18 protein-coding genes, 1 pseudogene and 1 other annotated feature are annotated in these 17,762 nt (G+C 52.2%); of the genes and pseudogenes, 18 read left to right on the top strand and 1 reads right to left on the bottom strand.

Annotated features, from left to right (window positions below):
- The first annotated feature begins 18 nt into the window (after window positions 1–18).
- From minC to RW092_RS05855, 18 genes are all read left to right on the top strand, one after another.
- Window positions 19–678, top strand: a complete 660-nt coding sequence (gene minC, locus RW092_RS05940; protein ID WP_016311122.1) for a septum site-determining protein MinC — start codon at window positions 19–21, stop codon at window positions 676–678.
- 3 nt (window positions 679–681) lie between these two features.
- Window positions 682–1,479 carry a septum site-determining protein MinD gene (gene minD / locus RW092_RS05935; protein WP_016311123.1) on the top strand — a complete coding sequence of 266 codons (798 nt, stop codon included), beginning with the start codon at window positions 682–684 and terminating at the stop codon, window positions 1,477–1,479.
- Window positions 1,480–1,482: 3 nt separating this feature from the next.
- Window positions 1,483–2,628: an FtsW/RodA/SpoVE family cell cycle protein gene (locus RW092_RS05930; RefSeq protein ID WP_016311124.1), complete on the top strand. Its 1,146-nt coding sequence runs from the start codon at window positions 1,483–1,485 to the stop codon at window positions 2,626–2,628.
- 218 nt (window positions 2,629–2,846) lie between these two features.
- On the top strand, window positions 2,847–3,752 hold the full coding sequence (locus RW092_RS05925) for a peptidoglycan DD-metalloendopeptidase family protein (RefSeq protein WP_316009764.1): 906 nt from the start codon (window positions 2,847–2,849) through the stop codon (window positions 3,750–3,752).
- On the top strand, window positions 3,745–4,602 hold the full coding sequence (locus tag RW092_RS05920) for a M50 family metallopeptidase (RefSeq protein ID WP_316009763.1): 858 nt from the start codon (window positions 3,745–3,747) through the stop codon (window positions 4,600–4,602). The genes RW092_RS05925 and RW092_RS05920 overlap by 8 nt, the downstream gene beginning before the upstream one ends.
- A gap of 93 nt (window positions 4,603–4,695) precedes the next feature.
- Window positions 4,696–5,883: an Rne/Rng family ribonuclease gene (locus tag RW092_RS05915; protein ID WP_316009762.1), complete on the top strand. Its 1,188-nt coding sequence runs from the start codon at window positions 4,696–4,698 to the stop codon at window positions 5,881–5,883.
- Window positions 5,884–5,938: 55 nt separating this feature from the next.
- Window positions 5,939–6,027: a sequence feature (ribosomal protein L21 leader region), on the top strand.
- A 13-nt stretch (window positions 6,028–6,040) separates the two neighbouring features.
- Window positions 6,041–6,352, top strand: coding sequence for a 50S ribosomal protein L21 (gene rplU, locus RW092_RS05910; RefSeq protein ID WP_009225178.1), 312 nt, complete (start codon window positions 6,041–6,043; stop codon window positions 6,350–6,352).
- 14 nt (window positions 6,353–6,366) lie between these two features.
- On the top strand, window positions 6,367–6,702 hold the full coding sequence (locus RW092_RS05905) for a ribosomal-processing cysteine protease Prp (RefSeq protein WP_016311129.1): 336 nt from the start codon (window positions 6,367–6,369) through the stop codon (window positions 6,700–6,702).
- An 18-nt stretch (window positions 6,703–6,720) separates the two neighbouring features.
- Window positions 6,721–7,032 (top strand): 50S ribosomal protein L27, encoded by a 312-nt coding sequence (rpmA, locus tag RW092_RS05900; protein WP_016311130.1) that lies wholly within the window; start codon window positions 6,721–6,723, stop codon window positions 7,030–7,032.
- 154 nt (window positions 7,033–7,186) lie between these two features.
- Window positions 7,187–7,951 carry a Spo0B domain-containing protein gene (locus RW092_RS05895; protein ID WP_016311131.1) on the top strand — a complete coding sequence of 255 codons (765 nt, stop codon included), beginning with the start codon at window positions 7,187–7,189 and terminating at the stop codon, window positions 7,949–7,951.
- Window positions 7,942–9,252 (top strand): GTPase ObgE, encoded by a 1,311-nt coding sequence (gene obgE, locus RW092_RS05890; RefSeq protein WP_016311132.1) that lies wholly within the window; start codon window positions 7,942–7,944, stop codon window positions 9,250–9,252. The genes RW092_RS05895 and obgE overlap by 10 nt, the downstream gene beginning before the upstream one ends.
- A 129-nt stretch (window positions 9,253–9,381) precedes the next feature.
- A complete protein-coding gene (locus tag RW092_RS05885; RefSeq protein WP_016311133.1) occupies window positions 9,382–9,819 on the top strand; it encodes an ACT domain-containing protein in 438 nt (145 codons plus the stop codon).
- 60 nt (window positions 9,820–9,879) lie between these two features.
- Window positions 9,880–11,166, top strand: coding sequence for a homoserine dehydrogenase (locus RW092_RS05880; protein WP_016311134.1), 1,287 nt, complete (start codon window positions 9,880–9,882; stop codon window positions 11,164–11,166).
- Window positions 11,167–11,200: 34 nt separating this feature from the next.
- A complete protein-coding gene (thrC, locus tag RW092_RS05875) occupies window positions 11,201–12,271 on the top strand; it encodes a threonine synthase (protein WP_085279366.1) in 1,071 nt (356 codons plus the stop codon).
- Window positions 12,268–13,233 (top strand): homoserine kinase, encoded by a 966-nt coding sequence (thrB, locus tag RW092_RS05870; protein WP_316009761.1) that lies wholly within the window; start codon window positions 12,268–12,270, stop codon window positions 13,231–13,233. Before thrC ends, thrB begins: the two co-directional genes overlap by 4 nt.
- A gap of 58 nt (window positions 13,234–13,291) precedes the next feature.
- Window positions 13,292–14,188, top strand: coding sequence for a prephenate dehydratase (gene pheA / locus RW092_RS05865; protein WP_028539275.1), 897 nt, complete (start codon window positions 13,292–13,294; stop codon window positions 14,186–14,188).
- Window positions 14,188–15,066 carry a branched-chain-amino-acid transaminase gene (ilvE, locus tag RW092_RS05860; protein ID WP_009225188.1) on the top strand — a complete coding sequence of 293 codons (879 nt, stop codon included), beginning with the start codon at window positions 14,188–14,190 and terminating at the stop codon, window positions 15,064–15,066. The genes pheA and ilvE overlap by 1 nt, the downstream gene beginning before the upstream one ends.
- Window positions 15,067–15,230: 164 nt before the next feature.
- Window positions 15,231–17,300: a LysM peptidoglycan-binding domain-containing protein gene (locus RW092_RS05855; RefSeq protein WP_316009760.1), complete on the top strand. Its 2,070-nt coding sequence runs from the start codon at window positions 15,231–15,233 to the stop codon at window positions 17,298–17,300.
- Between the two features lie 130 nt (window positions 17,301–17,430).
- Here RW092_RS05855 and RW092_RS05850 read toward each other — a convergent pair.
- A pseudogene (locus tag RW092_RS05850) lies at window positions 17,431–17,762 on the bottom strand (DDE-type integrase/transposase/recombinase); the annotation flags it as partial.

The following is a 17,762-nucleotide window of genomic DNA, read 5'->3' as shown; positions in this document are numbered from 1 at the left end:
GGGGGGAGGGACAGGCTCATGACAGTAAAATCCAACCACGTGACGATTAAAGGCGTAAAAGATGGCCTGGTTTTCCTGCTGGACGACAAATGTGATTTTTCGAGTCTTCTAGAGGAATTAAAGTATAAATTGGAGTTTAGCCATCAACATATTTTAACCGGGCCGATCATCCATGTTGATGTGAAGCTGGGGATGAGACTCGTCACTGAGGATCAAAAGGAAATGATTCTTGATATATTGAAGCAAAAAGGCAATCTGCTTGTCCGCTCCTTTGAGATGCCGGAAGTTGTTCGGGCAGATGCGCCGGGAGCGCTGACGACGATTGCGGGGATTGTCCGCTCGGGTCAGGTGCTGCATCATGAGGGCAATCTGCTGTTTATTGGCGATGTGAATCCCGGGGGGACGATTCGCTGTACCGGCGACATTCTGATTCTCGGCGCTCTGCGCGGGATGGCTCATGCAGGCTTTGAGGGCAATGAGAACTCGATCATTGCAGCTTCGTACTTGTCTCCAACGCAGCTTCGAATCGCGGAAACGATCAGCCGCCCCCCGGATGAATGGGAGAACCGGGAGACAAGCATGGAGTTCGCTTTTCTACGGGAAGGGAAGATGCAGATCGACAAAATCATCAATATCACCCGGGTGAGACCGGACCTTAACGTGTTTAAAGGGGTGTGAATCATGGGACAAGCTATCGTAATTACGTCCGGTAAGGGCGGGGTAGGCAAAACGACAACCTCAGCCAATATCGGCACGGCGCTTGCGCTTCTGGGGAAAAAAGTATGTTTAGTGGATACGGACATCGGTTTGCGGAATTTGGACGTGGTCATGGGGCTCGAAAATCGGATCATCTATGATTTGATCGACGTGGCCGAAGGCCGCTGCCGGCTGAATCAAGCGCTGGTGAAGGATAAGCGGTTCGATGAGCTGTATATGCTGCCGGCGGCGCAAACGAAGGATAAAAACGCGATTTCGCCAGACCAGGTGAAGGATATTATTCTGGAGCTGAAGAAAGAATTTGAGTTCGTGATTATCGACTGCCCGGCCGGAATCGAGCAAGGGTTCAAAAACGCGATTGCCGGGGCGGACCAGGCGATCGTGGTCACGACACCGGAGCATGCTGCTGTACGCGATGCGGATCGAATTATCGGGCTCTTGGAGAACTCGCATATTTCTTCACCGAAGCTGGTGGTGAACCGGATTAAGATCAATATGATGAAATCCGGGGATATGTTGGATATTGAAGGCATTTTACAGGTACTAAACATCGATCTGATCGGCATTGTGCCAGACGATGAGAAGGTCATCAAAGCGGCTAACAGCGGGGAGCCGACGGTGATGAATCCGGATTCTCCGGCGGCGATCGCCTATCGCAACATCGCGCGGCGGATCTTGGGCGACACGGTGCCGCTGATGCTGCTGGATCAGAAGAAGGGTGTATTTACGCGCTTTAAGAAGTTTTTTGGAATGGGTGGATAACCGTTGTTTTTTAAACTTAAACATGTGGACTGGCTGATGGTAGGGATACTCGCATTGTTTATGGTGTTTAGTACCCTCCTGGTGCGCAGTGCCATTGCTCCCTATGAGACGGAATTCCAGGGGAATGATCTGAAGACGATCATCTTTTACTTGCTAGGGTTCGTGGTCGTGTTCGGTATGGCTTTGGTGGATTACCGTACGTTGCTTCGGTACAGCTGGTATGTGTACGGGGCAGGCTGCGTGCTGCTGGTGCTCGTCTACCTGTTTGCGCCGGAAATCAACGGGGCGCGCAGCTGGTTCAAGATTGGCGGGTTACAATTTCAGCCGGCCGAATTGGTTAAAGTTATTCTCATTTTGACGACAGGCTATTTATTAGGCAAAAAAATGGGGCAACCGCTTCACTTCCGGCGCGATATTATTCCGATCACGCTGGTGACGCTGCTGCCGTTTTTTTTGGTGTTGATTCAACCGGACTTGGGAAATGCGATCATTTATCTCGTCGTGTTAGTAGGGATGCTGTGGATTGGCAATGCCAGATACAGCCATGTTTTGATCGGTTTAGCTGCGGCGGTCGCGGGATTGATATTGTTTGTCACATTGTTTAACGCCTATAATACGCAGATTCAAGACTATTTGGAGAAACATCGGAAGCTTCACTGGTACCAGCGGATCAACACGTTTATCAACCCGGATCAAGCGTCGAGCGACGATCGGCACCAATCCAACTACGCCAAGATCGCTATCGGCTCCGGGGGACTGCTCGGCGACGGTTACATGAAAGGCGACTTAAAGAATAAGAAATTCGTTCCGTATCCGTATTCGGACTCGATTTTTGTTGTCGTTGGCGAGGAGTTTGGGTTCATCGGGGCTTCCGTGCTGCTGCTGCTCTACTTCTTGTTCATTTACAGGATGATCTTAATCGCCCTGCATTGTATCGATAAACGAGGCGCGTACATGATTGTGGGGATCGTAGCGATGTTTCTGTTTCAAATTTTCGAGAACGTCGGGATGATGATCGGTCTGATGCCGATTACCGGGATTACACTGCCGTTCATCAGCTATGGAGGAACTTCGCTGCTGATCAATATGTTATGTATCGGACTGGTGTTCAGCATTAAGCTGCATCAGGAGAAATATAAGGTGGATTAGGATAAACCGGTGCCGGGAGCACCGGTTTTTTTGATGGGCTGGGCTACCGACTTCTGGGTGATTTCGCAGGTGCGATTCGATAACCCCAAGCTTGTTCATATTCCATTCCTGTGGCTCATAAGTATGAAGTACAGGCCCTGCCAGAGAGCAGGCAGCGGCAGAACGGATGACTTATGGGACAACCACGATATTGTGGAGCGGAGTGGGGGGTTAAGAGCATGGACGTGAAGTCAAATGTCAAAAAGCGGAGAGCGGAGCGGATCCGGCAACTGACGATGGAAGACGCCGTAGGGCCGTTGCCGACGGATCCGGGCTGGGGATCTGCTCCTGGACGAGCAGTTGCGCCTCCAAGAAGCAAGCCACGGCTTGCGAGTTCAGGTCAGGACGACAGCGATCCCGATCCTGAGTTGTTATGGAAGCGCGGGCAAGGCCGCTGGCAGGATCCTTATGCAGGCGCCTATGGGGGCGGAAAAGGTGACGACGAGCTCATGGGTCCTGGATCAGGAAGACGTCCGACGTTCTGGTCCGCGATGTTCGTTCGCCTAGTGATCAGTACGTTGCTGTTTGCGGCGATCTGGGGCATGAACCGCTATGAGCCAGCCTGGGCGACGCCCATCCGCGCATTTATTGCTAAGTCGCTGACCGTGGAGATGGATTTCCAAGCGGCCCAAGCCTGGTATGAACGGTATTTCGGCGGGGCGCCATCCTTTATTCCCATTTTTAAAACCAATGAAGATCATGGGCTGAGAGTAGGCGCGACAGCCGCTTTCTCCTTGCCGATTGAAGGAAGCCTTGCCAGTCCATTTGCCTTGAGCCTTAAAGGGGTTGAAATTATTCCTGACACCGGCAGCTTACAGGTCAAAGCCATCGATACCGGACGGGTGGTTCGCGTTGCCCGGGAAGCCGAGACCGGACAAACTGTGACGGTACAACATGCGGGGGGATACCTCTCGGTGTATGGACATTTGGAGCAGATCTCCGTGGAAAAAGGGGACTGGCTGGAAGGGGGCGATGTTCTTGGCAGCCTTCCGCCGCGAACGCAGTCGCCTTTGCCGACGCTTTATTTTGCAATCAAAAAAGATGACCGGTATATCGACCCGGCGGATGTGATTCCGTTTGATTAAGTGGCGCGGCATCGCGATTTCGTTCCACCCTTTTTTCGTCATCATTATGCTGATGTCTGTACTGACCGGCCACTTTCTGGAGCTGCTTGCCTTGTTCACAATCGTGTTCGTGCATGAGATGGGCCATGTGTTTGCCGCTCGCATGTACGACATTAAAGTGCTGTCCGTTCAAATGCTTCCCTTTGGAGGCGTAGCGGTCATGGAGGATTCCGGGAATCTTACAGCGGGTCGCGAGATCGTCATCGCTTTGGCTGGCCCGCTGCAGAACCTGATGCTGATCAGTGCCTCCTTGCTTCTTCATGCTATCGGAATCTGGGACGGGCCATTTTTGAGCTATTTTATTCAAAGTAATTTGCTTATCGCTTTATTTAATCTGCTGCCCATCCTGCCGCTGGATGGCGGGAAAATCTCGCAGGCATTATGCAGCCTGGTGATGCCTTATTATGCCACGTTGCTCTGGTCTTATCGTATCAGTCTGTTGTTCAGCGTCTTGCTGGTCGCCTACTCATTCTTACCGCTATGGCTCGGATTAGGCGGGATGCAGCTGAATCTTCTGCTGATTGGCCTCTTCTTGCTATATTCCAATCTGATGGATTATCGGAACATTCCCTATCGTTTTATCCGTTTCCTGGTGAACCGGGATCGCAGCTTTTCCAGACATCTGCTGAACGGGACATTGGCCCAACCAATCGTCGCGGAGAAAACGAAACCTTTGGATCATATTTTGCGTCTATTTAAGAGAGAAAAATACCATTTCATCTATGTGATGAACCAACAGGGGAATATCGTGGCGGTCGTTCCGGAACAACGAGTGATTTCCTCTTTCTTACAGGGAGGGTCCGGGGCTTGAAGCGCGACAGACGTGATATAATGGAACGGGCATGTTACTTGATAATGAGCGAGTTCATGATCAATGGATGACGAAAGTATGAAGGGTGAGATCATGAAGAGGATGATTGTTCACTGCGGACCTGGCTCTACCGAAATTGCGCTTCTCGAAAACGGCAAACTGGTGGAATATGCGGCGGAGCGTTCTCAACATCGGGGATTGGTTGGCAGCTTTGTGAAAGGCAAAGTGGCGAATGTCATTTCGGGGATGCAGGCCGCTTTTGTGGATATCGGTCAAAAAAAGAATGCGTTTCTCTATATCGACGATGTGCTGCACCCTCATTTGGAGAAGCAGCCGAAGCCAAAACCGTCGATCTCAGAGCTCCTGAAGCCAGGGCAAGAGCTGGTTGTCCAGGTGGTGAAAGAAGCGATCGGCAACAAAGGTGCGCGGGTGACGACGCATTATTCTTTGCCGGGGCGCTGGCTGGTCTACATGCCGACGGCAGGGTATGTGGCGGTCTCCAAGAAGATCGCACGTGAAGAGGAGAAGCAACGCCTCAAGCAACTTGGCGAGGAGTTGCGCAGTGAGGAGGAAGGATTGATTCTGCGCACGGTCGCCGAGGAAGAGGACGGCAAGGCGATCGCCGAAGATCTTGCGCAGCTGCGTAAGCAATGGGCTGCTATCCAGGAGAAGGCGAAGCAGGCGTCAGCACCGGTTGTGCTGCACCAGGATTTGAGCATGATCCAACGTTTGATGCGCGACGTGTATAGCCCGGAGACGGACGAGCTAATCATGGATTGTCCGGAGCAGGCAGAGGAGGCGCTTGCTTTTCTGCAGGCGATGCTGCCGGGAGAGACGCCGCGCATCATTGTGCACGAAAGCGAAGTGCCGATCTTCGATTATTATGAAGTGAGACCGCAGTTGGAGAAGGATTTTCAGCGAAAAATTTGGCTGCCGGGTGGCGGCTACCTCGTGTGGGACACGACGGAGGCGTTGACCGTGATCGACGTGAATACCGGTAAGTTCACCGGAGGAGACAGCCTGGAGGATACGGTCTTCCGCACCAATCTGGAGGCGGCGCAGGAGATGGCTCGACTGATTCGGCTGCGGGATACCGGCGGCATTATCATCGTGGATTTTATCGACATGAGCAGCGACGAGCATCGATCGGCGGTTTGGGAGCGGCTGGAGCAGGCGATGGCCGGCGACCGTACGCAACACCATATTTTAGGATGGACCAAGCTTGGCCTGCTGGAAATGACACGCAAAAGAATGCGGGAAGAGATTACGGTAATCAGTTGATTTTTTGCAAGGTGCATGATAGTATATTAGGGTATGTGTCATGAGTTAGCTTGTGCACATGCTGCAACCGCTCCGATCGGGTTAACAAGTTCGCTGGACCAAAGCGTCTAACGGCACCTGAATCAGGCGAGTCTGAGACATGAGGAGGTGCAAGCAAATGTACGCAATTATCGAAACCGGCGGTAAACAATACCGTGTTCAAGAAGGCGATGTGCTTTACATCGAGAAATTGAACGCAGAAGACGGTGCAAGCGTAACGTTCGACCGTGTGTTGGCAGTATCGAAAGGTGAAGGTTTGGTAACGGGAACTCCATTGGTATCCGGCGCTAGCGTAACGGCGAAAGTCGAGAAGCATGGCAAAGGCCAAAAAGTGATCGTATACAAATACAAGCCGAAGAAGAACTACCACAAGAAACAAGGTCATCGTCAACCTTACACGAAAGTAACGATCGAGAAAATCCAAGCGTAAGAAGGTGCGATAACTTGATTATCGTTTCAATATTACGCCGGAAGAATAATGATATTGCAGGCTTCAAAGTGGAAGGCCATGCCGGCTATGCGAAAGCCGGTGAGGACATCGTCTGTGCGGGCGTGTCGGCTGTGACCGTGGGAACGGTCAACTCGATCGAGGCGTTGACGGGCATTGTGATGGACTCCAGGATGAAGAACGGCTTTCTTAGCGCGGATCTTCCTGATACGGTCGATACGGAAGAAGCTGGAGCGCAAGCGCAATTGTTACTTGCCTCGCTTGTCGTTATGCTGAAGAGTATCGAAGAATCATACGGGAAGTATATTCAGATACAGGACGTCATTATTTAAAGAAGGAGGTAGACTACAATGTTGAAATTGGATCTCCAGTTGTTCGCTTCCAAGAAGGGCGTAGGTTCCACAAAGAACGGACGCGACAGCATCGCGAAACGCCTCGGCGTGAAACGTGCTGATGGCCAAGTGGTAACGGGCGGAAGCATTCTCGTTCGCCAACGCGGTACGAAAATCCACCCAGGTACAAACGTAGGCATCGGTTCGGACGATACGCTGTTTGCGAAAATCGACGGCGTTGTGAAATTCGAACGTTGGGGTCGCGATCGCAAAAAAGTGAGCGTCTACCCTGTGGAAACCGCTCCTGTAGCGGCTACAGTCGAAGCTTAAGAGCTATGAATCAAGAGCCCTGGCACGTTGGTGTCAGGGCTTTACTTTTTTACATACATAACGGAAGCCAACTTGGTTGAGGTATGTTATACTGGGTAGGGATGCCAGGGTGGGAAGCTCATTCCGCCCAATCTGTTAGAGGAACGGGGAAGATATGAAACATCGGTTCATGGTGAGGGCAATGATCGGATTGATCGCGGTCGTTAGCCTAACACTTGCTTATTTTCTGAAGTCGCCGATCGGACAGGTCCTCCTGTGCGGGGCTCTTTTCGTGTTGTTTGGGCTATATGTACGGCATCTTCGGAAAGGAGCCGAGATCGAGCGGAAGCATTTGCTGGAATCGGTCCAACGAACGGCCTCTGCGACGCTGGGTCATCATCGCCACGATTGGATGAACGATCTGCAGATTTTGTATGGGTATATCCAACTACGGAAAATTGATAAACTCGCGGATTGCGTGGAAAGAATAAAAGAACGAATGGCCGTAGAAAGTAAAATTTCCAGGTTAGGCATTCCGGCCTTAGTTTTCTATTTGCAATCGTTCCGCGAGGTCAATGGTTCAGTTCATCTGGACGTTGAGATTGAGGACGAACTGCAGTTGGATCAATTGCTTACTGCGGAGCAAGCGGAAGAACTGACGGAAGCCATCGTGGAAACGGTGCGGATCTTCCAGTATAAAGGGCGTTCCTCTTGGGGAGAGACGCTTCAATTAAAGATGTCGATGTACCGTGAGGACGGCGAAGTCATCGTTCGGTTTGAACAGGTCGGATCGAAGGGGAATCCGGAGGTGCTTGTTCGTCTTCTTGATGAAGGAATGGCAGGAATGCGGGTGAAAGCTGACCGTGGTGAGGAGGAAGACGGTTCCCTGCGGCTCCGGGTGGCTTGTGGAAAAATAAACGAGGTGAACGCATGTTTGTAGATAAAGCGAAAATTTATGTTAAGGGAGGCGACGGCGGCGACGGGCTGGTGGCTTTTCGCCGGGAGAAATATGTGCCCGAAGGCGGCCCGGCCGGCGGCGATGGCGGCAAAGGCGGCGACGTGATCTTCCGCGTGGATGAAGGCTTGAGAACGCTGATGGATTTCCGTTATCAACGGCACTTTAAGGCGCAGCGCGGAGAGAAGGGGCGGAATAAGAGCCAGCACGGTGCGAATGCGGAGAATATGATCGTCCGGGTTCCCCCGGGAACAGTTGTCATCGACGACGATACCCAAGAGATCATTGCCGATTTGACGCGCCATGGGCAGGAGGTTGTCGTTGCCCGCGGAGGTCGTGGAGGCCGAGGCAATATCCGGTTCGCTACGCCAAACAACCCGGCGCCTGAACTGGCTGAGCATGGCGAAGAGGGCGAAGAGCGCTGGGTCGTGCTTGAGCTGAAGGTGATGGCCGATGTTGGCCTGGTCGGATTCCCAAGCGTCGGGAAGTCGACGTTGTTGTCCGTTGTATCGGCAGCTAAACCGAAAATCGGCGCCTACCATTTCACCACGATCACCCCGAATTTGGGGGTTGTCGATGTAGGTGACGGACGGAGCTTTGTGATGGCGGATTTGCCTGGCTTGATCGAAGGGGCCCATGAAGGGGTTGGTCTGGGTCATGAGTTTTTGCGGCACGTTGAGCGGACGCGATTGATCGTCCACGTCGTTGATATGGCGGGTTCGGAAGGACGGGATCCTTTTGACGATTGGCAGAAAATTAACGACGAGCTGCGGCTATACAATGCCGATTTGGAGAAGCGCCCGCAGATCGTAGCTGCGAATAAGATGGATATGCCTGAAGCTGAAGCGAACCTGGAGAAATTCCGAGCGGAAGTCGCCAAGGTGCGCGGGGATTTGGAGATTATGCCGATATCTTCCTTAACTCGTCAGGGGATCCAAGAGTTGCTCTACCGCGTGGCGGAGCTGCTGGAGCAAATTCCGGAGGCGCCTGCGATTGAAGAAGTTACCGAACTGGCGGAACGTAAAATCTACAAATTGGACAAGAAGGAAGACGAAGGCTTCACGATTCGCCGCGAGAACGAGACCTTCGTGGTGGAAAGTGCGAAGATCGAGCGGATGATGAAACGGATGCAGCTAAATTCGCATGACGCCATCCTGAAGCTGGCTCGCACGCTGCGGCATATGGGGGTCGACGATGAGCTTCGCAAGCGGGGGGCCAAGGATGGTACGTTGGTCCGCATCGGGGACTTCGAGTTTGAGTTCGTCGAAGGCAGCAGCTACTACTGAGGATGGAAAAGAGCACCTTTTAGGTGCTTTTTTTGCTATGGGTCAGGACAAAAAATCATTGCCACCCTGCGTCATATCCGTTATAATGTCCACTATATGAAAACAAAAGTCTCTAAGGAGAGGACGTTCGTGAAGGAGCATTACTATTTGGTTCGTGAGGATATTTTGCCAGAAGCGGTAGTTAAGACATTGCAGGTAAAGCAGCTCTTAGCCTCCGGCGACGCCAAAACAGTCCATGAGGCTGTTGCTCAAGTGGGGTTAAGTCGCAGCGCTTTTTATAAATATAAAGACGGCATTCATCAACTCAATCAATTCGAACGGGAAAGCATTGTGACCATCTCCTTTGATTTGGAGCACCGGTCTGGGATCTTATCGAAGGTGCTTGCGCTGATCGCCGGTTCTGGCGGCAACGTATTGACGATAAATCAGAGCATTCCGCTGCAAGGCAAAGCCAATGTCGTGATCTCCGTGGAAACCTCGCGCTTAACTGAGGAGCTGGATGAGATGCTGGATTCGTTACAAAGCATTCCGGGCGTAAGGAGAACACAGATCGTTGGTCAAGGTTAACAAGGTAAGAGGAGAAATGAGACGAAAAAAACCGTAATTGGATAACGGGAGGGGACGGCTGTGAAGCCTGTGAAAGTAGGACTGCTCGGACTTGGCACGGTAGGGACCGGTGTGGTCCGGATCTTGGAAGGACATCAGGAGGATCTCAGCAGTCAGGTGGGTTCGCCGATCGTCATTGAGAAAATTGCCGTTAAGACCTTAGACAAAGCGCGCAGCATCCATGTGGAGCCCCATAAGCTGACAGAGGACCCTTGGTCGGTCATCCGCGATCCGGAGATTGACGTAATTGTGGAAGTCATGGGCGGCGTGGATCAGACCAAGGCTTATATTTTGGAGGCGCTCGAGCGCGGCAAGCATATCGTGACCGCAAACAAGGATCTGATGGCGCTGTATGGTTCAGAGATTCTGGCCAAGGCGATGGAGCATCAATGCGACGTTTTTTATGAAGCCAGCGTGGCCGGCGGTATTCCGATCATCCGCACATTGATTGAAGGCTTTTCCTCGGATCGCATTATGAAAATTATGGGGATCGTCAACGGAACAACCAATTATATTTTGAGCAAAATGAGCCAGGAAGGCGCTTCTTACGAAGATGTGCTGAAGGAAGCGCAGCAGCTCGGATACGCCGAGTCCGATCCGACCTCCGATGTGGAGGGATTGGATGCCGCTCGTAAAATGGCGATTCTCGCAACCCTCGGTTTCCGCACCAATGTGGAACTGAACGATGTCCATGTTCGAGGCATCACTTCGGTATCGAAGGAAGATATTTTGTATGCGAAGCGTCTGGGGTATGAAATGAAGCTGCTCGGCATCGCGGAACGGCAGGATGACGAGTTCAGCATTACGGTTCAACCGACGATGGTGAAGAAGACGCATCCGATCGCAGCTGTCAACGGCGTATACAATGCGGTGTATGTGTATGGGGAAGCTGTAGGGGAAACGATGTTCTACGGTGCGGGAGCCGGCGAAATGCCGACAGCTACGTCCGTGGTTGCGGACCTGGTCGCTGTCGTCAAGAACCTGAAGCTTGGCGTGAACGGCTTGAAGGCCATCGTCCCATATAAGCCCAAAAAGCTGAAAACGGACGATCAAATCGCCTATAAAAACTTCCTATTGCTCCACGTTGACGATAAAGCTGGCGTTCTTGCACAAATCACCCAGGTGTTCGCCGAATACGAGGTGAGCTTGGAGTCGGTCGTACAGTCGCCGAATACGAACTTGGAAGGCGCTGAAATTATGATCGTGACGCATAATGCGAGCAAAGCAAGCATGGATAAGGTGTTGGCCCATTTTGAATCGCTGGACGTCATTCATCGGATCAAAAGTGTGTATCGCGTAGAGGGATAATAACATTAATTCAGAATAAAGGAGTTCTTTTTGCATGAGATATCTCGGATTGCTGGAAACGTACAAGGAATATTTGCCGGTGAGCGACAAGACGCCGAAGCTGACGCTGCAGGAAGGCAATACCCCGCTGGTTCGCGCGGAGAACCTTTCGAAGGAGCTGGGCCTGGACCTGTATTTCAAGTATGAAGGGCTGAATCCAACCGGTTCCTTCAAGGACCGCGGCATGGTGATGGCCGTCGCGAAAGCAGTGGAGGAAGGCAGCACGACGATCATGTGTGCATCCACGGGAAATACTTCGGCAGCGGCAGCGGCTTATGCGGCTCGGGCGGGCATCGACTGCATCGTGCTGATTCCGAACAACAATATTGCCCTTGGGAAGCTGGCACAGGCAATGATTTACGGGGCGAAAGTGATCGCCATTGAAGGGAACTTCGACCGGGCGCTCGAAATCGTACGCGACATCACCGCCAAGCATCCGATCACGCTGGTCAATTCGGTGAACCCGTACCGTATCGAAGGACAGAAGACAGCGGCATTTGAAGTGTGCGACCAACTGGGGAAAGCGCCGGATGTCCTTGCGATCCCCGTCGGCAACGCGGGGAACATTTCGGCCTATTGGAAAGGCTTCAAAGAATATTATGAGCGTGGCAAATCAACTTCCCTGCCGCGGATGGTTGGATTCGAGGCCGAAGGCGCGATGGCGATCGTGAAAGGCGAGCCTATTCGCGAGCCGGAGACGATTGCAACCGCTATTCGGATCGGCAATCCGGCCAGCTGGAAGACAGCGGTCGCCGCTGCGGAGGAATCCGGCGGGCAAATCAACTACGTTACGGACGACGAAATCCTTGATGCATATCGCACCATCGCAGCCAAGGAAGGTATCTTTGCTGAGCCAGCATCCGCTGCTTCAATCGCCGGCGTATATAAACTGCATCGGGAAGGATATTTCAAAGGCGGCGAGACTGTCGTGTGCGTATTGACCGGGCATGGTTTGAAGGATCCAAACATCGCGATTAAGAGCATTGGCGGCGAACCGCTTGTCGTACAGGATACGGAGGAAGCGGTACTGGATGCGATTGCCAAGCTGCAAGGAGCACGGGCATGATTCGCCGGGAAGGCGTCCGGGTCAAGGTGCCGGCGAGCACAGCGAATTTGGGGCCCGGCTTTGATACGCTTGGTATGGCACTTAACCTCTATGCTTGGATTGAAATGAAACCGGCAACCTCCACGGTAATCACCCTGCATGGGGGGAACCTGGAGGGATTGCCAACCGATAAAAGCAATCTGGTGTATCAAGTCGCGCAATCGGTGTTTGCTGAAGCCGGCGTGGCTTTACCGGAACTGGAAATCTCGATGAAGTCGGATATTCCGTTAACCCGCGGGCTTGGCAGCAGCGCTTCGGCGATCGTCGGGGCGCTGTTTGCAGCCAACTTGCTGATTGGCGAGCCTTTGAGCAAGGCTAAGCTGTTCGATATGGCTACGGCCTTGGAGAAGCATCCCGATAACGTGGGTGCCTCCCTGTACGGCGGGATTATTACCGCGGTCTGGGACGGGGCGCATGCGGATGTGCTGCGTATTGAGCCGCCGGCCGATCTGGAGGTGCTCGTAGCCATTCCTGATTTCCAGCTGTCCACCTCCAAGGCGCGTGAGGCGCTGCCGAAGCAGATCAGCCTGCAGGATGCGGTGTACAATGTCAGCCGCACGTCCCTGCTGACTGCGGCGTTAGCCGCTGGCCGGCTGGATTTGATCCCGGCTGCCATGCGCGATCGCCTGCATCAGCCGTACCGAGCTGCGCTCGTGCCAGGAATGGCCCGGATCCTTGAGGAAGCGACAGCCCATGGAGCTTTGGGGGCTGCCTTAAGCGGAGCCGGCCCGACGCTGCTCTGTCTGACGGATTGCCGTCAGGGAGCGGACAAACAGCTGGAGTCGTTTTTATCGGAAGTGCTGAACGGGGAAGGCATCTCTGCGCAGACCATGCGGCTGAAACCTTGCACATCGGGGGCTGTGGAGCTTACTATGGAGAGTGAAGGTTCTTTTCTGGATCACATTCAAGCCTACGGTTTGTGAGAGCTTCGTGATCGATTAAGATTAATGGTTGAAGCACCTTATGAGGGGAAGTCAGGAGATGAAACGAATAGCATTGCTGCCGGAAGGCTCGGTATCTCATGAAGCGGCGCTGCATCTATTTGGCGATGAGCCTGTGGAACTGCTGCATTTCAAGCAGATATCCGACGTCTTCTTAGCCACGGCCAGCGGACACAGTGATTACAGCGTCATTCCGATGGAGAATACAATTGAAGGCTCCGTCAGCCTTCATATGGATTGGCTGATTCACGAAGTGGATATTCCGATGCAGATTGAATGGATATACCCTTCCGTGCAGAATTTGATTGGCAAGAAGGAAGAGTTCCAAGCGGCCGATCCATCGGACGAGATCGATTACAGCAAAGTGACGAAGGTGCTGTCTCATCCGGTTGCGATGGCGCAGTGCTTGCAATTTATTCGTTCGCAGATGCCTAAGGCGGAGCTGGAGCATACCGGCAGCACTTCAGAAGCGGTAGAGCTGGTGAAGAAAAATCCGGGACAAGGCTGGACGGCAATCGGCACGGCACTAGGAGCTAAGCGCCATGGACTGGATGTCCTGGCTCGCCATGTGACGGATCACGATAATAACTATACCCGGTTTGTTCTGATCGGCCCGCGGCCGCTTGAACTGAATCACCCGGCAGCCCAAAGCAAAACAAGTCTGCTGGTAACGTTGCCTGAGGATTTTCCGGGCGCCTTGCATCAGGTATTGTCTGCATTTGCATGGCGTAAACTGAATTTGTCGCGCATCGAGTCACGCCCTACGAAGAAGAGGCTGGGCAGTTACTATTTTATTATGGATGTGCTCGAAGCGGTTGATTCCGTGCTGCTGAGTTCAGCGATTGGTGAAATCGAAGCGCTCAACTGTCAAGTACGTGTGCTGGGGAGTTATCCCAGCTTGTCATTTGGAGAACAAAAAGCGGAGGTGCCAAAATAATGGCAGAACAATGGATTTATTTAGATGGACAATTCGTAACAAAAGATCAAGCAAAGGTTTCCGTATATGACCACGGCTTTTTGTATGGGGACGGGATTTTTGAAGGCATCCGCATTTATAACGGAAACATCTTTAAATGCAAAGAGCATTTGGACCGCCTATACGATTCGGCTAAATCCATTATGTTGGACATTCCGCTGACGTATCAGGAAATGGAAGATGCGCTGGTCGAGACGCTTCGCCGCAACGATCTGCGTAATGGCTATATCCGTCTGGTTGTCTCCCGCGGTCCCGGCAACCTCGGACTTGATCCAAACCGTTGCCCGAAAGCCTCGGTGATCATTATTGTAGAGCAGCTGGCGATCTATTCGGAAGAAGCCTACAAAACAGGGTTGAAGACCGTATCTGTATCGACGCGCCGCAATATCCCAGACGCTTTGAATCCGAAGATCAAATCGCTGAACTATTTGAACAACATCTTGGTGAAAATTCAGTCGAACCTGTCCGGTGCGGGCGAAGCAATCATGCTGAACGCGCAAGGGTACGTTACGGAAGGGTCGGGCGATAATATTTTTATCGTGAAGAACGGGGTTATTACGACTCCTCCATGCTACTTAGGCGCTTTGGACGGCATTACCCGCCAAGCAATCATCGAAATTTGCCGCAAAAAAGGCTACAACATCCAAGAGCAGCCATTTACGCTGCATGATGTCTATGTCGCCGACGAAGTGTTCCTGACGGGGACAGCTGCCGAAGTTATCGCAGTACGCGAAGTTGACGGCCGCATCATCGGTGAAGGGCATGCGGGCCCAATTACGCTGAAGCTGCTGGAAGAATTCCGCGCGATTGTTGATAAGGACGGATTGAAGGTTTGGTAATAATCTGACAAGGCCGACAAGAATCCTATTTTCCTTGGTCTAAGAGGAAGATAGGATTTTTTCTTTTCTAGGATGTCAAAAACCGGGCTCCTGCATAGGATGTAATAAATGGGCCCCGGGCGATCATCACGTACCGGAGAAGAAACCTAGGAGGTCTTTATCGCGTGAAAATCCATATTGTGAAAAAAGGCGATACTTTGTTTGAGCTCTCAAAAAAGTATAACGTGCCTCTGGAAAAACTGATCGAAGCTAACCCGCAGATCGCCAATCCAAATCAGTTGAACATCGGTGACAAAGTAAAGATTCCAGCTGTGGCCGTACCGATTGGCGGTGAAACGGGCAATGTTTACAAGCACGTCGTCAAGCAGGGGGACACGTTATGGAAGCTGTCCAAAGCTTGGGGATTACCTTTGCAAAGTCTGATTGATGCAAACCCACAGCTTAGCGACCCGAATCAATTGAAGGTTGGGGACATCGTCAACATACCTACGGGCATGGGAAATCCATCAGGTGGTGCCGACAACCCTTCTGCGCCGAACGTAGGGATGTCTCCTGTGCAAACTGGTAAGAAGAACACGGCTCCCATCGCCGGTTCTGGAAAGAAAGCTCCAACCGGCGTCAAGCCAGAAATGACAGCACCAAAGCCGGAGAAGGTGGAGCCGGTGAAAACCGAGAAGCCGAAGGAAGCCCCGGCGAAAACAGAGCCACCGAAACAACAGCCAATCAACGTAGAACCGCCGAAGCAGCAGCCGATCAACGTGGCACCACCGAAACAACAACCGATCAATGTGGAACCGCCAAAGCAACAACCGGTGCAAGTTCAACCGCCTAAAGTCGTACCGATGGAGATCAAAGTGGAAGTAGAGCAAATCCAATATGAATCCACGAAACTCCAACCGATTCATCACGAGCCGAAAAAGCATGAACCTGTTCAGATTCAGCCCTATCCTTACCAACCGAATATTTCTCCTGCAAATTATGGGCCGCAGAACGTCAGCCCTTATAGCCATGTGCCCATGAAGGGAGAACCCACAGGGGTTAGTCCTTATGGCTATGAGCCGATGAAAGGCGAGCCAATGGGAATTAGCCCTTATGGGCATGAACCGATGAAGGGTGAACCGACAGGAGTCAGCCCTTATGGCTATCAGCCGATGAAGGGTGAACCGACAGGAGTCAATCCTTATGGCTATGAGCCGATGAAGGGTGAGTCGAAAGGAGTTAGTCCTTATGGCTATGAGCCGATGAAGGGTGAGTCGACAGGAGTTAGTCCTTATGGCTATGAGCCGATGAAGGGTGAGTCGACAGGAGTTAGTCCTTATGGCTATGAGCCGATGAAGGGCGAGCCGGCAGGGGTCAGCCCATATGGTTATGAACCGATGAAGGGCGAACCGACAGGAGTCAGTCCTTACACCTATGGCCCGAACCCATCCCCGAACTTATCCTATCCAGGTCATGTTATGCCACAGTATACACTTCCGGCCATGGGTTACGCTCCATCCCCTTGTGGCTGCTCGGGAACAATGTCTCCTTACCCGTATACGACCCAGGAAGCCTATCCGCCTTTTTATCAGTATCCCATTGCCGCTGAACCCGTATCTGGGTATTATGGCAATCCGGCACCAACAGCATTGTCACCAGCGGAAGGGGAGTATCCGGGGATATCTAATGCTAATGCGCCAGTCTCACAAATGCCGAACATGGGAGCGGTAAGCCCGTACGCAAATCCGAATCCGAATATGCAGCCTCAGGCAGTATCACCGCAATCCGTATCTCCTGAAGCAAATAACAATCCATTCTATCCACAAACGATGGATTGGGGACATCATCCCGGAATGATGCCTTGTTATGGTCCACCTGTGCCAGGCTATCCAACATCGGTTATGCCGTCATCCTATTATCCGATGGCCTATCCAGGAGCGAATAACATGGCTCCGCTAGCTAACGAACCTTTGAAGGGTGAAGTAGGCGGGATCGAAAACATGAAGGGGCACTTTAATCGGGAGGTGGAGTCTTCTACTTCCGGCGACGAGACGGAGGAGAGAGAGTCCCAGAAAACAGAGGCAAAATCAAAAACGCCTAACTCATCTAAAAAAAACGTGAAAATTTCGGGCAACCCTGACGCGCAGCCAAGTCCGAAGAAACAAAGTAAATCGAGTAACGGAGCGGCAGGCAAAAAAAATCGTCAACGTACCAATAGCTCGAATGGACGCCGGAATCCGTGGATTAACGCCTAACAAGTAAACAAAGCAGGGGAGGTAACTCTCCTGCTTTGTTTTTTCTCGTGTAATGACCGTGTCAACTCATATAAAATGTTACCGAAGGATAATGGTTCACTCACGTAATTTTGTTACCCAGTGGAGGCTGTTACATAGCCTCCACTGGGCGCGTAGCGGAGGCAGACGTCACGGGTTGGGAAAGCAGCGCTTCCAACTGATTGTGTAATGCAAGCGGATCTTGGGAAGTCTGATACGCCTGTAACCGTTGGGTTTGTTCTGGTCGTAGCACGCCCAATTCGATTAACCGGGCAACGGGTGTTTTGGCCGTGTCGAATGTTTTCTTTACACGAGCCCCGCGACGCTCCTTGCCGATCAGCTTGCGAGTGGGCAAGCAGCAATTGAAGTACCGATCATGCAGAGCATAGATGGAGTTGAGCCACTCCACCTGTTCCGTGCGGTCATAGCGTTCGTAGCCGACCA

The organism is Paenibacillus sp. 3LSP (assembly GCF_032465655.1).
Taxonomy (GTDB): Bacteria; Bacillota; Bacilli; order Paenibacillales; family Paenibacillaceae; genus Fontibacillus; species Fontibacillus barengoltzii.
Note: the sequence above shows the minus strand (reverse complement) of the source record. Positions and strands in the feature narration are given on the sequence as shown.

Bases quoted from the DNA above. Each gene is read 5' to 3' on its own strand.
- minC (WP_016311122.1), top strand. From the start codon at position 19: ATGACAGTAAAATCCAACCACGTGACGATTAAAGGCGTAAAAGATGGC.
- minD (WP_016311123.1), top strand. From the start codon at position 682: ATGGGACAAGCTATCGTAATTACGTCCGGTAAGGGCGGGGTAGGCAAA.
- RW092_RS05925 (WP_316009764.1), top strand. From the start codon at position 2,847: ATGGACGTGAAGTCAAATGTCAAAAAGCGGAGAGCGGAGCGGATCCGG.
- RW092_RS05915 (WP_316009762.1), top strand. From the start codon at position 4,696: ATGAAGAGGATGATTGTTCACTGCGGACCTGGCTCTACCGAAATTGCG.
- rplU (WP_009225178.1), top strand. From the start codon at position 6,041: ATGTACGCAATTATCGAAACCGGCGGTAAACAATACCGTGTTCAAGAA.
- rpmA (WP_016311130.1), top strand. From the start codon at position 6,721: ATGTTGAAATTGGATCTCCAGTTGTTCGCTTCCAAGAAGGGCGTAGGT.
- RW092_RS05895 (WP_016311131.1), top strand. From the start codon at position 7,187: ATGAAACATCGGTTCATGGTGAGGGCAATGATCGGATTGATCGCGGTC.
- obgE (WP_016311132.1), top strand. From the start codon at position 7,942: ATGTTTGTAGATAAAGCGAAAATTTATGTTAAGGGAGGCGACGGCGGC.
- thrC (WP_085279366.1), top strand. From the start codon at position 11,201: ATGAGATATCTCGGATTGCTGGAAACGTACAAGGAATATTTGCCGGTG.
- thrB (WP_316009761.1), top strand. From the start codon at position 12,268: ATGATTCGCCGGGAAGGCGTCCGGGTCAAGGTGCCGGCGAGCACAGCG.
- pheA (WP_028539275.1), top strand. From the start codon at position 13,292: ATGAAACGAATAGCATTGCTGCCGGAAGGCTCGGTATCTCATGAAGCG.
- ilvE (WP_009225188.1), top strand. From the start codon at position 14,188: ATGGCAGAACAATGGATTTATTTAGATGGACAATTCGTAACAAAAGAT.